The organism is Streptomyces roseoviridis, from assembly GCF_039535235.1.
GTDB lineage: Bacteria > Actinomycetota > Actinomycetes > Streptomycetales > Streptomycetaceae > Streptomyces > Streptomyces roseoviridis.
The window spans coordinates 623,146-636,940 of the sequence record NZ_BAAAWU010000001.1; the positions used below are offsets into that span (position 1 = coordinate 623,146).

14 protein-coding genes are annotated in these 13,795 nt (G+C 74.8%); 5 read left to right on the forward strand and 9 right to left on the reverse strand.

What is annotated here, in order from left to right; all coding sequences use genetic code 11:
- The first annotated feature begins 58 nt into the window (after positions 1-58).
- Positions 59-625 carry a hypothetical protein gene (locus ABD954_RS02830; protein WP_345484125.1) on the forward strand — a complete coding sequence of 189 codons (567 nt, stop codon included), beginning with the start codon at positions 59-61 and terminating at the stop codon, positions 623-625.
- Positions 626-760: 135 nt separating this feature from the next.
- Here ABD954_RS02830 and ABD954_RS02835 read toward each other — a convergent pair whose 3' ends face one another.
- Positions 761-1,291, reverse strand: coding sequence for a hypothetical protein (locus ABD954_RS02835; RefSeq protein WP_345484126.1), 531 nt, complete (start codon positions 1,289-1,291; stop codon positions 761-763).
- A 347-nt stretch (positions 1,292-1,638) separates the two neighbouring features.
- On the opposite strand from ABD954_RS02835, the gene ABD954_RS02840 reads away from it, so the two are divergent.
- Positions 1,639-2,298: a class F sortase gene (locus ABD954_RS02840; RefSeq protein ID WP_345484127.1), complete on the forward strand. Its 660-nt coding sequence runs from the start codon at positions 1,639-1,641 to the stop codon at positions 2,296-2,298.
- Between the two features lie 77 nt (positions 2,299-2,375).
- On the opposite strand, the gene ABD954_RS02845 is transcribed toward ABD954_RS02840, so the two are convergent.
- Together ABD954_RS02845 and ABD954_RS02850 are read right to left on the reverse strand one after the other, a co-directional pair.
- A complete protein-coding gene (locus tag ABD954_RS02845) occupies positions 2,376-3,260 on the reverse strand; it encodes a polysaccharide deacetylase family protein (RefSeq protein ID WP_345484128.1) in 885 nt (294 codons plus the stop codon).
- 90 nt (positions 3,261-3,350) lie between these two features.
- A complete protein-coding gene (locus tag ABD954_RS02850) occupies positions 3,351-4,541 on the reverse strand; it encodes a CapA family protein (protein ID WP_345484129.1) in 1,191 nt (396 codons plus the stop codon).
- 230 nt (positions 4,542-4,771) lie between these two features.
- Here ABD954_RS02850 and ABD954_RS02855 point away from each other — a divergent pair, with 230 nt between their 5' ends.
- The 3 genes from ABD954_RS02855 (at position 4,772) to ABD954_RS02865 (ending at position 6,428) form a co-directional block, all read left to right on the forward strand.
- Positions 4,772-5,338 (forward strand): sigma-70 family RNA polymerase sigma factor, encoded by a 567-nt coding sequence (locus ABD954_RS02855; protein WP_345484131.1) that lies wholly within the window; start codon positions 4,772-4,774, stop codon positions 5,336-5,338.
- A 4-nt stretch (positions 5,339-5,342) separates the two neighbouring features.
- Complete coding sequence (locus ABD954_RS02860; protein WP_345484133.1) at positions 5,343-5,756, forward strand: PaaI family thioesterase; 414 nt, start codon at positions 5,343-5,345, stop codon at positions 5,754-5,756.
- Positions 5,757-5,984: 228 nt separating this feature from the next.
- Entirely contained in the window at positions 5,985-6,428 is a 444-nt protein-coding gene (locus ABD954_RS02865) for a M14 family metallopeptidase (RefSeq protein WP_345484134.1), read from the forward strand.
- Positions 6,429-6,452: 24 nt separating this feature from the next.
- On the opposite strand, the gene ABD954_RS02870 is transcribed toward ABD954_RS02865, so the two are convergent.
- The 6 genes from ABD954_RS02870 to ABD954_RS02895 form a co-directional block, all read right to left on the reverse strand.
- The gene (locus ABD954_RS02870; protein ID WP_345484135.1) at positions 6,453-7,670 is read right to left on the reverse strand and encodes a sensor histidine kinase; all 1,218 of its coding nucleotides are present in this window, start codon (positions 7,668-7,670) and stop codon (positions 6,453-6,455) included.
- The gene (locus tag ABD954_RS02875; RefSeq protein WP_345484136.1) at positions 7,667-9,412 is read right to left on the reverse strand and encodes a sodium/solute symporter; all 1,746 of its coding nucleotides are present in this window, start codon (positions 9,410-9,412) and stop codon (positions 7,667-7,669) included. The genes ABD954_RS02870 and ABD954_RS02875 overlap by 4 nt, the downstream gene beginning before the upstream one ends.
- A 24-nt stretch (positions 9,413-9,436) precedes the next feature.
- Positions 9,437-9,811 carry a hypothetical protein gene (locus tag ABD954_RS02880; protein WP_345484137.1) on the reverse strand — a complete coding sequence of 125 codons (375 nt, stop codon included), beginning with the start codon at positions 9,809-9,811 and terminating at the stop codon, positions 9,437-9,439.
- A 91-nt stretch (positions 9,812-9,902) separates the two neighbouring features.
- Entirely contained in the window at positions 9,903-10,655 is a 753-nt protein-coding gene (locus tag ABD954_RS02885; protein WP_345484138.1) for a LytR/AlgR family response regulator transcription factor, read from the reverse strand.
- 30 nt (positions 10,656-10,685) lie between these two features.
- Positions 10,686-11,546, reverse strand: coding sequence for an Fpg/Nei family DNA glycosylase (locus ABD954_RS02890; RefSeq protein WP_345484140.1), 861 nt, complete (start codon positions 11,544-11,546; stop codon positions 10,686-10,688).
- 215 nt (positions 11,547-11,761) lie between these two features.
- On the reverse strand, positions 11,762-13,750 hold the full coding sequence (locus tag ABD954_RS02895) for a SpoIIE family protein phosphatase (RefSeq protein ID WP_345491930.1): 1,989 nt from the start codon (positions 13,748-13,750) through the stop codon (positions 11,762-11,764).
- Positions 13,751-13,795: the final 45 nt, after the last annotated feature.

A 13,795-nucleotide genomic window follows, 5' to 3' on the forward strand; every position in this document is an offset into this window, starting at 1 on the left:
CCTGCCCTTTGCGGAAAACCCTTCCGCGGCTGCTCCTCGGAATCCGGAGGACTCACGCATGCACGCGATACGTGCCGCTTCCACCGCTCTGCTGGGAGCGGCCACCCTCGCCCTGGCCGCTCCCCTCTCCGTCGCCGCCGACGGCGCCCCGGCGCCGAACCCCCAGGCGGCCCGGGCGAAGGCACCGGGCGATTTCCTCGTCTCCCCCGCCGTCGTGGCGCCCGGGGGCCGGGTCACCCTGAGCGCCCCCGGCTGCGCGAGCACGGCGACGGCCTCGGCCGGCATCTTCGACACGGTCACGATCGCCCCCGGCTCGGCCGCCACCGCCACGGTGGACATCGACGCCAAGCGGGGCGCCGTCTACACGGTCTCCTTCAACTGCACGGGCGGCGTGCAGGGCTCCGTCGACCTCACCATCAGCGGCTTCCCGACGCCGACGCCGACTCCCACACCGACGGCCAGTTCGACGCTGCTCCCCCCGCCGCGCGGGGTGCAGGGCGGTCTCGGCGGCTCGGTCGGACCGGGCGCCTGGACGATCGCGGCCGGTGGCGCCATGGTGCTGGCGGCGGCGGGCGGCGCGGTCTTCGTGGTCCGTCGCAGGGCGGCCGCCGGCCGGCGCGGCTGACGGCGCCGACGGTGCCCCGATCCGCACCGCCGGCATCCGCCACCACGACCCGCACCGCCATGACGCCCGTCGCCCCCGGATCCTTAGGGATCCGGGGGCGACGGGCGTTGCGGGCCGACCGGGAGGTTCGGCCGGTCAGACCCCCGCGCCGGACATGCGGCGCCGGCGGACGATGAACAGGCCGCCGCCCAGGGCTGCGGCGGCGACGAGGCTGCCGCCCACCGCCATCTCGGTGGAGCTGGGGGCGAGCGCGCCGCCCAGACCGCCCGAGGTGCCCTGGCCGGCCAGCACGCGGAACCGGTGGGTGAGCACCCGGTTGGGGCTCGTGCAGTTGACGGTCAGGGTGTGCTCGCCGGGCGTGGCGTGGTTGTAGACGCGGGCGACGGCGCTGGAGACGCCACCGAAGGGCGCGGAGAGGCTGACCGTCGGGAAGGCGGAGGAGGAGACGACGCCGCCGCCGCAGCCCTTGACGGTGATGGTGAGGGTCGATCCCTGGTGGACCGCGGAGGGGATGACGTTGACGTGGATGCCGTCACCGCCCCGCTGCACCGCGGAGGAACCGACGGTGACACTGCTGGGCCCGTGGGTGGCGGTGGCGAGGGGGGCCGCGAGCCCGAGCGCCGCGAACGCGGTCGCCGTCACCGCCAGAGTGCGTGCAGCACGCATGGTTGAACCTCCAGTGGAAGACGCCCCAAAGCGGTGCTCCGGGAGATTCGACGAGTACGCCTTCCATGACGAACCATCACAAAACGGAAAGGTCCGCGCACTTCGGCGCTGGGCCACCCCGGTGAGCCCCCGTACCGGCCGAACGGGGGTGGGAATCCGGTCGAGCCGCAGGTCACACGGCGTCGGCGTGATGATCTGACGAATACTCGGATGGGTCATCCGCCGTTCACCCGGCCCGCGGCCCCGGCGCACCCGCCGCGGCGGCCCCGCCACCCGTTCGCCCCGCTCTGATCGCCGGTCGGCGTCCCCGCCCTTACCGTTCCACGTGACGCCACCAAGGGAGGACCATGAGCCCCAAGGACTTCAGCCTCTTCGAAGCCGCCAGGAGACGCCAACCCTGGGGCGCCCTGGCCCTCGTCATGCTCTCGGGCCTGGCGATAATGCGCAACGGGGTCGGCTTCGAGTCCGGTCCGCCCCAACCCGCGGCGGCGGCCCGCCCGGTGGCCCGTCCGGTCGGCCCGGCGCCCACCACCGCCGGCCTCCAGGAGCTGCCCTTCGCCCCGGCCTCGCGGATCAGGATCCCGGCGATCCGGGTGGCCGCTCCGATCATGGACGTGGGCCTGGACCAGAACGGCTGGATCGCCGCTCCGCCGCCGCAGGACGCCAACCTCGCCGGCTGGTACCAGAACGGCATCGCGCCGGGTCAGCGCGGCACCGCGGTCGTGGTGGGCCACGTCGACAACACGGCGGGCCCGGCGGTCTTCTACGGCCTCGGCTCGCTGGAGAAGGGCCAGCACGTCGAGGTGGACCGTTACGACGGCCGGGTGGCCGTCTTCGAGATCTACGGGGTCGAGGTCTACCAGAAGGACAACTTCCCCGGCGTCCAGGTCTACGGCGACACCGGGCAGCCCGAGCTGCGGGTGATCACCTGCGGCGGCGGCTACTCGCGCGCCCGCGGCTACGAGGGGAACGTCGTGGTCTACGCCCGGATGGTGGGCTCCCGGTAGCCGGACCAGGGCCGGACACGCACGGAGGGCCCCGGCGCGCGGACGGCGCCGGGGCCCTCGTCGTACCGCCGGTGGGCTCAGCGGCGGGGAACGGTGATGCTGTAGCCCGCGTCGAGGAGTTCGGGCAGATAGCGCCTGAGGGCGGTGACCGTGTGGGAGCGGTTGCCGCCGGCGTCGTGGTTGAGGACGACCACGCCGGGGCCGGCGCCGTCGAGGACGCGGCGCACGATGCTGTCGGCGGGAGGCTCCTTCCAGTCGAGGGTGTCGACGGTCCAGGCGAGCGGTTCCATGCCGAGTTCCGCGGCGATCTCGAACGAGTGGCGGTTCCAGGCCCCGTAGGGCGCCCGGTACCAGAGGGGCGGGGCGCCGAGGGCCCGTTCGACGACGTCGCTGGTGGAGCCGAGCTCCTGGCGGATGCGGGAGGGTCGCAGCCTGGGCACCAGGGGATGGGACCAGGAGTGGTTGCCGACCACGTGGCCGTCGTCGGCCATCTCCTTGAGCAGGTCCTCACGGCCGGCCGCCATCTCGCCGCAGACGAAGAACATCGCGCGGCAGCCGTGGCGGCGCAGGACGGCGAGGATCTCCGGCGTGTAACGCGGGTCGGGGCCGTCGTCGAAGCTGAGCACCATGGAGCGTCCGACGCCGGTGAGATGGAGGAAGGGCCGGGTCCGCACCGGGGGGACCGCCTTGCGGAAGGCGGGCGGTGCGTAGCCGGTCATGGGCTGGAGCCGGTACGCGGAGGGTCTCAGCCGGGCGGCCTGGGCCTGGGGCCCGGCCGCCGCGCCGGGCGGGGCGGGCGCGGGCCGGCCGGCCGGGGGTGCGGCGCCGGGCGCGGCGGCGGGCGGGCCGTCGGGGCCGGTCAGGCGGTCGGTGGCGAAGACTCCGACGGCCGTGGTGGCGCCGAGGGCGGCGGCGAGGCGCAGCAGCGACCGCCGCCCTGTGGTCGTCTCATCCTTTTTCATGACCAATGGTGCGAACGGAGGACGTCGCGGCCCGCGCAGCGACACCGGCGCCCGGCCGAGAAGCACCTGATGAGCCGATAGGGCGGGCGGCTACTCCCCCATGACGAGTCCGTCGGCGGCGGCGCCCCGGCCCTCGACGACCTCGCGGATGGTGTCGCGGATCTCGGTGTACTGCCGCTCCCCCTGCCGGATGGCGGCGTTGAGGTTCACCACCCGTCCGCGTGCGGTGTCGAAGTACTGGGGGATGAACTCGGCCCGGGTCACCTCCCACCGGCCGCCGGGCGCGGCGGGCGGGCCGAAGGTGAAGCGGGCCAGGGTGCCCTCGTTGCCGCGGCGGTCGTAGGAGCCCGCGTAGTTGATCATGTCACCGGCGATCTGGTCGCCCATGCCGTAGGCGATCCAGGTGCCGTTGACCTTCTCGTACGCCTGCGGCACATGGGCGTGCGTGCCGAGCAGCAGATCGATGTCGGGGCGACCGCCGGTGCGCGAAGCGGTCAGGGCGCGGCCGAGGGTGAGCTGCTGCTCGTCGGGGGCGGTCTGCCACTCGGTGCCCCAGTGGAGGGAGACGACCACGACGTCGGCCCCGGCCTGCCGGGCGGCGCGGGCGTCGGCGAGGATCTTCTGCTCGTCGATGAGGTTGACGGCCCAGGGCTGCCCCTCGGGCAGCGGATAGCCGTTGGTGCCGTAGGTGTAGGCGAGCTGGGCGACGGTGGCGCCGCCCGCCTCGAGGAGGGTGGGCCGGGCCGCCTCCTCGGCGGTACGGGCGGAGCCCGCGTGGCGGACGCCGGCCTCGTCGAGGGCGTCGAGGGTGCGGCCCAGCCCGGCGGCGCCGTCGTCCAGGGTGTGGTTCGAGGCGGTGGAGCAGGAGTCGTAGCCGGTCTCCTTGAGGGCCTCGGCGACCTCGGGCGGCGACTTGAAGGCGGGGTAGCCGGTGTAGGGACCGCCCGGCTTGCCGTAGACGGTCTCCATGTGGCAGATCGCCAGGTCGGCGGCGGAGACGACCGGCTTGACGCCGGAGAGCATGGGGCGGAAGTCGTAGCCCCGGCCACCGGCGTCGGCGGCGGCCTGGCGGATGATCGAGGCGTGCGGAAGGACGTCGCCGGAGGCGACGAGGGTGAAGGAGGCCGGCGCGGACGCGCCCCCGGGCGCGGCGGGCCGGTTCGGCGCCTTGCCGGTGGCCGCCGGTGAGGGGGGTGTGCGGTCCGCGGCGGCGCAGCCGGTGGCGGCGGCGAGCAGGACGGCGGCGAGGGCCGCCGCGCCGGGTCTGGTGCGTGGGGTCATCTGCCGAACTCCGCTGATTCATGGGATGAACATCTGTTCATGCGAATTCACAGTGGACGAAGACCCCAGTCAAGGGTCATTGCCGCAGGGCGGGGTAAACCCCGCTGAATCGGACGCAACGGTTCCGCCCGACCGCTCGCCGTACCGTTCAGCGCTCGGTGCGACCGTTCGTCGCAGACATCCGTCCGTTCCCTGTCCCCCCGCCGTACGAATGCGTTCGTATACGGCGCATGACGACGGCAACGACGACCACCGACGAGCGGGCCCTGAAGGAACTCCAGCGCGAACACGGCGGGGCCCTGCTCGCCTTCCTCCTCGGACTCACCCACGGCGACCGGCAGCGCGCCGAGGACCTGGTGCAGGAGACCCTGGTCAGGGCGTGGCTGCACCCCGAGGCCTTCGACTCCCCGTACGAGTCGATGCGGCCCTGGCTGTTCACCGTCGCCCGGCGGCTCGCCATCGACGCGCGCCGCGCCCGGCTGTCCCGGCCCGCCGAGACCGGCGACGGGATGCTCGCGCTCACCGCCGCCCCGGCCGACCCCACCGAGTCCTGCGACGCGGCGCTCGACGTCCGGGCGGCGGTGCGGGGCCTGAGCCCCGAGCACCGCGCGGTCCTGGTCCGGCTCTACTTCCACGGGCTGACCGTCAACGAGGCCGCGGCCGACCTCGGCATCCCGGCCGGCACCGTCAAGTCCCGCTCGCACTACGCGCTGCGCCAGCTCGGCCACCGGCTCCCCGGCTACCGGCCGTCGCGCCGCGGGACCGTTGCCCGGCCCACCGCCGCCGCCCCACAATGACGTCGTGACGCTGACTCTCGCCGCCGCCGAAAAGATCCTCTCCGACAACTTCGCCCCCTGGGTGCTCGACCTGGGGCTCTCCGTCGACTCCGTCGACGGCCAGGAGGCCGTCCTGCGGCTGCCCTGGTCCGACCGGCTCGCCCGGGAGGGCGGCGGGCTCTCCGGCCAGGCGCTGATGGCCGCGGCCGACACGGCGACGGTGATCGCGGTGGCCGCGGCCCGCGGCGGCTTCGTCCCGATGACCACGGTCCAGCAGTCGATCAGCTTCCAGCGCGCGGTGGCCGGCGCCGACGTCCTGGTGCGGGCGCGGCTGACCAAGGCCGGGAAACGGATGGCCTTCGCGGACATCACGATGACCGCCGAGGGTTCCGAGGAGACCGCCGCCCACGCCACGGCGGTGTACGCGCTGCTCGGCTGAACGCACCGCGCGAACCGGCCGGACCGGCCCGTCCCGCTTGCCGCCGGACCAGCCCCGCGCGCCCCTGCAGTTACCGTTCGTCACACGGCCCCCACCTGCCCCGATGTGGGGCCGGCCCGTGTCCCGATCCACCCGGGCGAGTTGAGCGAATGCGCCCCGCGCGCGCCCTTCTGGGAGGAGGCTCGTCACCGGGGTCTCGACCAGGACGTCCGGGAGAAGGTGGAAACGGTGCTGCCCGAAAGCACGAACGGCGCCGGCGGAGGCGGTCTCGCCGTCCCCATGGACTGGCTGTGCGCAGAGTACGTCGCCGACGACGTGATGCGGACCAGCGGGCTCGCCGAGCCCGGTTCGCTGGAGTTCCGGGCCGGGGTGCAGACCCTGGCCCTCACGATCCTGCTCTCCGGCGACGGGACCGACGGCTGGCTGCGCCGTACCGCCCACGACCACCCCTGGTCCGCCTGGGTCGCCGCCCGGCTCGACGGGGCGCCGCCGGACGGGCCCGACGCCGCCCTGGCCCGGGACACCTGGCGCCGGCTGCGGGCGACCGAGCTGCGGGCCGCCGACCTGGCCGGGCTCACCGGGCTCGGCGGCGTCGACGAGGACCGGCAGGTGTGGCTGCCCGCCTGGCAGGTGGGCGTGGCCCTCGGCCACCTCGCACTGCACCTGTGCTGACGGGCCGCCGGCGCGCGGTGCCGGTCACACCGCCGGGTGCACGCCCGGACGGTACTTGGGGATCCGTACGGTCACCTTCATGCCCGCGCCGATGCCGGTCTCGATGACCAGGCCGTGCTCCGCCCCGTACACCTGGCGCAGCCGTTCGTCGACGTTGCACAGGCCCAGGCCCGAGGCGGAGGGCCGCTCGCCGCGCAGGATCTGGCGGAGCACCTCGGGGTCCATGCCCACCCCGTCGTCCTCGACGGTGACCACGGCCTCCGCGCCCGCGTCCCGGGCGGAGATCACCACCCGGCAGCCCTCGGCGGAGTCCTCCAGTCCGTGCTTGACCGCGTTCTCGACCAACGGCTGGAGACAGAGGAACGGCAGCGTCACCGGCAGCACCTCGGGCGCGATCCGCAGGGTCACCTTCAGCCGGTCCCCGAACCGGGCGCCGGCGAGGGCGAGGTACTGCTCGATGGCGCGCAGTTCGTCGGCGAGCTGGGCGAAGTCCCCGTGCCGGCGGAAGGAGTAGCGGGTGAAGTCGGCGAACTCCAGGAGCAGTTCCCGGGCGCGCTCGGGGTCGGTGCGGACGAACGAGGCGATCGCGGCCAGGGAGTTGAAGATGAAGTGGGGGGAGATCTGGGCGCGCAGGGCGCGGATCTCGGCCTCCACGATCCGGGTGCGGGAGCGGTCGAGTTCGGCCAGTTCGAGCTGGACCGAGACCCAGCGGGCCACCTCCGTCGCCGCCCGCGCCAGGACCGCCGACTCCCGAGGGCCGTAGGCGACGAGCGCGCCGAGCACCCCGTCCTCGCCGGTGAGCGGGGCGACCACCGCCCAGCGCAGCGGGCACTCGGCGTCGGCGCAGTCGTCGGCGCACCCGGTGTGGGCGGAGCGGCTGCGGCCCGAGGCGAGGGTCCCGGCGACCAGGTCCCTCACCCGCTCGCGGTGGTGCTCCTCGCCGGGGCCGTCCCAGGCGAGGACGGCGCCGCGGTCGGTGAGGCACAGCGCCTCGGTGCCGAGCAGGGAGCGCAGCCGGCCGGCCGCCTTCCGCGCGGTGTCCTCGGTGAGTCCGGCGCGCAGCGGCGGCGCGGCGAGCGAGGCGGTGTGCAGCGTGTGGAAGGTGGCGCGTTCGACGGGTGTGCCGAGGTCGAGGTCGGCGAGCCGGCGTCCCCGGCGGGCGGCGAGCCGACCGAGGACGAACCCGGCGGCGAGCAGCACCGCCCCGGTGGCGCCCGCCGCGGCCAGTTCGATGCCGGTCACCGCTCGCCTCCCCTGGACAGCGCCCTGCCGCCGAGCTCCTCCGGCAGGTGCAGCCGGGCCAGGATCGCCGGCGTTCCGGCCGGGACGCTGCGCGGGGTGGCGAGGGACACCAGGATCATGCTGAGGAAGCCGAGGGGCACCGACCAGACGGCGGGCCAGGCCATCAGGGTGTGCGGCCACCCCTGCGGCGGCAGCCCGGCCCGGGTGGCCATGACGGCGGCGAGGGCCGAGCCGCCGCCGAGCAGCAGCCCGGCGACGGCGCCGGGCGGGGTGAGCCGCCGCCACCAGATGCCGAGGACGAGCAGCGGGCAGAACGACGAGGCGGACACGGCGAAGGCGAGGCCGACGGCGTCGGCGACCGGCACCTCGGAGGCGACGGCCCCGGCGCTCAGCGGCACGGCGGTGGCGAGCAGGCTCGCGAGCCGGAAGTCCAGCCGGAAGTGACGGGCGCCCCGCGCGGGCAGCACGTCCTGGGCGAGGACGCCGGCGACGGACATGGTCAGGCCGGAGGCCGTCGAGAGGAACGCCGCGAAGGCGCCGCCCGCGAGGAGCGCGCCGAGCAGGTCGCCGAGGGCACCGCCGAGCATCCGCTCCGGCAGGACCAGCACGGCGGCGTCGGCGGCGCCGGTCAGGGCGAGTTCGGGGGCGTAGATCCGGCCGAGCGCCCCGTACAGCGGCGGCAGCAGGTAGAAGCCGCCGACCAGGCCGAGGACGACGAGGGTGGTGCGGCGGGCGGCCCGGCCGTGCGGGCTGGTGTAGAAGCGGACGGCGACGTGCGGCAGGCCCATGGTGCCGAGGAAGGTGGCGAGGATCAGCCCGTAGGTGGCGTACAGCTGGTGGCCGTCGCGGCCGCCGGCCAGCGGCTGGGACCAGCCGAGGGGGTCGGTGCCGCTGGACGTCCGGGCGGGGACGGGCGTGCCGGCGGGGAAGGCGAGTGCCGTGCCGGCGTCGACGCGGTGGGTGCCGGGGCGCAGCGTGACCGTGTCACCGTCGTGCGGGCGGCCGTCGACGCGGCCGGTGACGGTGAGCGTCAGCGGTGCCCCGACCTCGATCCGTACCGTGTCGGCGACCCGGACGGCGGTGTGCTCGCGGAAGACGGCGGGTGCGTCGAAGCGGGCGCGGGGGGCGCCGTCCCCGTACCAGGCGGCGAGGAGGAAGAGGGCGGGGACGAGCAGGGCGGTGAGCTTGAGCCAGTACTGGAACGCCTGGACGAAGGTGATGCTCCGCATGCCTCCGGCGGCGACGATGCCGGTGACGACGAGGGCGACGACGAGACCGCCGAGCCAGTCGGGGGCGCCGGTGAGGATCTCCAGGGTGAGTCCGGCGCCCTGGAGCTGGGGCAGCAGATAGAGCCAGCCGATGCCGACGACGAAGAGGCTGGCGAGGCGGCGGGCCCGCGGCGACTCGAGGCGCGCCTCGGCGAAGTCGGACAGCGTGTACGCGCCGGATCGGCGCAGCGGGGCGGCGACGAGGAGCAGCAGGACGAGGTAGCCGGCGGTGTAGCCGACCGGGTACCAGAGCATGTCGGGGCCCTGGACGAGGACGAGCCCGGCGATGCCGAGGAAGGAGGCCGCGGAGAGGTACTCGCCGCTGATGGCGGCCGCGTTGAGCCGGGGGCCGACGGTGCGCGAGGCCACGAAGAAGTCGGAGGTGGTACGGGAGATCCGCAGGCCGAGACCGCCGATGAGGACGGTGGCGAGGACGACGGCGGTGACGGCGGCGACCGCGTGGGCCTGGTTCACGGGATCCGGCTCATCGGGGACGGGTCACCGTTCGACGAGGACGGTGAAGTCGCGTTCGTTGCGCTCGGCGCGGCGCACGTACCAGCGGGCGACGGCCCAGACGACCGGGTGCACGCCGACGCCGAGCACGCCCCAGACGACGGCCTCGGGCGCGGGCAGGGCGAGCAGCAGCGGCAGGGAGCCGACGAGCAGGACGAGCGCGCCGAGTCCGGTGAGGGCGGCACGGAGCTGGCTGCGCATCAGGGAGCGGACGTAGGTGTGGCCGAGGGTGGTCTGCTCGCTGATCTCGGAGCGGGCGGGCGCGTGATGGGGGCGGGGCCGGGGCACGGGGCCGTCGCCGAGGGCCGTCGCGTACGTGACGGTCTCGCGCCGCGGCCGGCGCTGGGGGTCCTCGGACATGGGCGTCCGCTCTCTCACGGTCCGGTGGGTCCGAGGAGTGTACGCAGAAGGGGCGCGGGCCCGGTAGGGGTCTTCGGCGGGGGTCCGCCGGTCAGCCGCCGGCCCGCCGCATCAGCAGGTCGCGCAGGTGGCGGGCGTGGCGGCGGGAGACGGCGAGTTCGGCGTCGCCGACCCGCACGGAGGTCGCGCCGCCGTCGAGGCGGAGCTCGTCGATGCGGGTCAGGGCGACGAGGTGGCGGCGGTGGATGCGGACGAAGCCGCGGGCGGCCCAGCGCTCTTCGAGGGTGGACAGCGGGATGCGGACGAGGTGGCTGCCGTGGTCGGTGTGCAGGCGGGCGTAGTCGCCGTGCGCCTCCACGTAGGCGATGTCGTCGACGGACACGAAGCGGGTGACGCCGCCGAGTTCGACCGGGATCTGCTCGGGCGGTGGGGGGGTGTGGTGCGCGGCCTGCGCGTGGACCAGGTCGTGGGCGCGGCGCACGGCCTCGGCGAGGCGTTCGCGGCGCACGGGCTTGAGCACGTAGTCGACGGCCTCCAGGTCGAACGCCTGGACGGCGAAGCCCTCGTGGGCGGTGACGAACACGATCAGCGGGCGCCGGGCGAAGCCGCCGAGCAGCCGGGCCAGGTCGAGCCCGCCGAGTCCGGGCATGTGGATGTCGAGGAAGACGACGTCGACGCCCTCGTCCCCGTCGGGCCCCGCCTCCAGGGCGCGCCCGATCCGGCGCAGCGCCTCGGTGGCGTCCGCCGCGCCCTCGGCGCTGCGCACCCGAGGGTCGGCCCGCAGCAGGTAGAGCAGTTCCCCGAGGGCCGGCGCCTCGTCGTCGACGGCCAGTACGCGCAGCATGCGCGGGAGTCTATTTCAGGCCGCGCGGGCCTATTTGAGGAGCTTGGACAGCCGGCGGTCGGCGAGCGGTCTGCCGCCGGTCTGGCAGGTGGGGCAGTACTGCAGGGAGGAGTCGCTGAAGGAGACCTCGCGGATGGTGTCACCGCAGACCGGGCAGGGTTCGCCGGTGCGGCCGTGGACGCGCAGGCCGCTCTTCTTCTCGGCCTTGAGCCGGCCGGCGGCGAGGCCGTGGGAGCGTTCGACGGCCTCGGCGAGGGTGGTGCGCAGCGCCGTGTAGAGGGTGGCGGTCTCCTCCTCGGTGAGGTTCTGGGTGGGCTTGAAGGGGGACATCTTCGCGGCGTGGAGGATCTCGTCGCTGTAGGCGTTGCCGATGCCGGCGATGAGGCTCTGGTCGCGCAGGGCGCCCTTGATCTGGCGCCGTTCGCCGGCGAGGAGGGCGGTGAAGGCGGCGAGGTCGAAGTCCTCGCCGAGCGGGTCGGGCCCGAGCCGCGCCACGCCGGGCACCTCGGCGGGGTCCCGGACGAGGTGGACGGCGAGCCGTTTGGTGGTGCCGGCCTCGGTGAGGTCGAAGCCGTCGCCCCCGGTGAGCGCGACCCGCAGCGCCAGCGGTCCCTTTCCGGGCCGGGGCGCACCGGAGGGCAGCACGTCCTTCCACTGCAGCCACCCGGCCCGCGCCAGGTGCGTGAGCAGGTGCAGTCCCCCCGCCTCGACCCCGAGGAACTTGCCGTACCGGGCCACCCCGGTCACCCGCGTCCCGTCGAGCGCGCTCAGCGGCGGGTCGTAGGTCTTGAGCACACTGATCGCGACGGGCAGCACGTGGGCGATCTCCTTGCCCACGAGCTGCTCGTCCAGAAACACGCGGAGGGCTTCCACCTCGGGCAACTCGGGCATGCCCACAGCCTGCCGCACGGGCGGTGCGGGCGCGCGTCGGGAGAGCCACGTGGTCGCGCGGGCGGTGGGATCCGGCGGAGGAGCGGGCTCCCCGGCGCGTCGCCGGGGCGGACGGCGGCGGAAGAGGACGGTCACCGGCGGCCGGGCGGCGGCGCCGTACGCCTGCCGTCCGGCGGGCAGGCCCCCGGGCGCCGGGCGCCGGGCCCGCGCCGTGGTCAGGCTTCCCGGGGTTCGGTCACGAACTCGCACCACACGCACTTGCCGCTGCCGCGGGGCTCCACGCCCCAGGCGTCGGCGAGGCGGTCGACGAGGAGGAGGCCGCGGCCCGAGACGCCGGAGTCACCGGCCTCGCGGCGACGGGGCAGGGCGCTGGAGCGGTCCTCGACCTCGACGCGGAGCCGGCGGTCGGGGCCGGAGAGCATGCGCAGGGTGAGGATGGCGCCGCCGTCGGTGTGCATCAGGGCGTTGGTGGTCAGCTCGTCGGCGACCAGCTCGATCTCGTCGGCGCGGCCCGCCGCGCCCCAGGCCCGCACGGCGGCGCGGATCATGTGGCGGGCGGAGCGGAGGGCCTCGGGGTCGTTCTGGCCCACGTGCTGCTGGAGGCGGCCGCCCGACGCGGGCGGGTGGGCGCCCTCGCGACGCAGCAGCAGGACGGCCACGTCGTCCTCGCCGCCGCGTTCGTCGACGACGTCGCAGAGGTGGTCGGCGAGCTGGGCGAGGTTCCGCGGGCCGCGCTTGACCAGTGAGGACAGCCACTGGAGGCCCTCGTCGAGGTCGGCGCCGGGCTTCTCGACCAGGCCGTCGGTGTAGAGCAGGAGGGTGTGGCCGGGGTCGAGCTCGACGGTGGTGACGGGATAGTCGAGCCGGCCGAACTCGGCGGAGAGGCCGAGCGGGAGGCCGCCCTCGACGGCGACCCGGTGCGCGGTGCCGTCCGGGTCCTGGACGAGCGGGTCGACGTGCCCGGCGCGCACGATCTGGACGAGTCCGGTGGCGGGGTCGGCCTCCGCGTACGTGCAGGTGGCGAAGCGCTCGGTGTCGAGTTCGTGGAGGAAGACGGAGGCGCGGGCCATGACGGTGGCGGGCGTGTGGCCCTCGGCCGCGTAGGCGCGCAGCACGATCCGCAGCTGGCCCATGACGGCGGAGGCGTGGGTGTCGTGGCCCTGCACGTCCCCGATGACGGCGCCGACGCGGCCCCCGGGCAGCGGGATGATGTCGTACCAGTCACCGCCGATGTCGCGGCCGAGCCGGGCGGAGCGGTAGCGGACCGCTATCTGGGTGCCGGGAACGTCGGGGATGCGGCGGGGCAGCATCGCCTGCTGGAGGCCCTCGGCGAGGTCGTGCTCCTGCTCGTACAGCATGGCGCGCTGGAGGCTCTGGGCGATGGAGCTGCCGAGGGCGACGAGGAGGTTGCGCTCGTCGGCGCTGAAGCCGGTGCGGTCGCTGTAGAGCAGGCCGAGGGCGCCGATGGGGCGGGCCTGGGCGATCAGCGGGAGGTAGGCGGCGGAGGTGATGCCGAGTCCGCTGATGTGGGGCCACAGGATCGGGTAGGAGCTCGCGAAGTCCTCGGGGGACTCGATGAAGCGGGGCCGCAGGGTGCGGACGACCTCGCTCATCGGGTAGGGCTCGTCCACACGGGTGAAGCGGGTGCCGGGGACGAAGGCGCCGTCGGGCCCTTCGGCGACGAGGTGGATGCGCCCGGCCTCCAGGAGGCCCATGACGAGGCTGGCGGCGCCGAAGTGCTCCAGGCCCTGGGAGTCGTTGAGCAGGTCGATGATGTCCTGGACGGTCCGGGCGTGGGCGAGGGCGGCCGTCATGCCCTCGACGACGCTGGTGCGCTGCCGGCGGCCCTCGTCGAGGCCGAGGCGGGCGGCGGACTCGGTGAGCTCCTCGGAGGCGTCGCGGACGACCCCGACGATACGGACCGGCCGGCCCTCCTCGTCGCGCCGTACGAGGCCCTGGGTGTGCGTCCAGCGCTGGACGCCCGCGCGGGTGCGGATGCGGAAGTAGGCGCCGTAGCGTTCGCTGCCGTCCTTGAGTGCCTGGGCGACCAGGGCGTCGAGGCGGCGGCTCTCGTCGGACAGGACGCGCGAGCCGAGGGTCCTGGGATCGCCGTCGTACTCGCCGGGCGCCATGTCGAAGACGTTGAGGGCGCCCTCGTCCATGGTCATCCGGCCGGTGGCCAGGTCCCAGTCGAAGCTGCCCATCCGGAATTCCCGGCCGAACTCATGGAGGAAGCAGCAGGCCGGTCC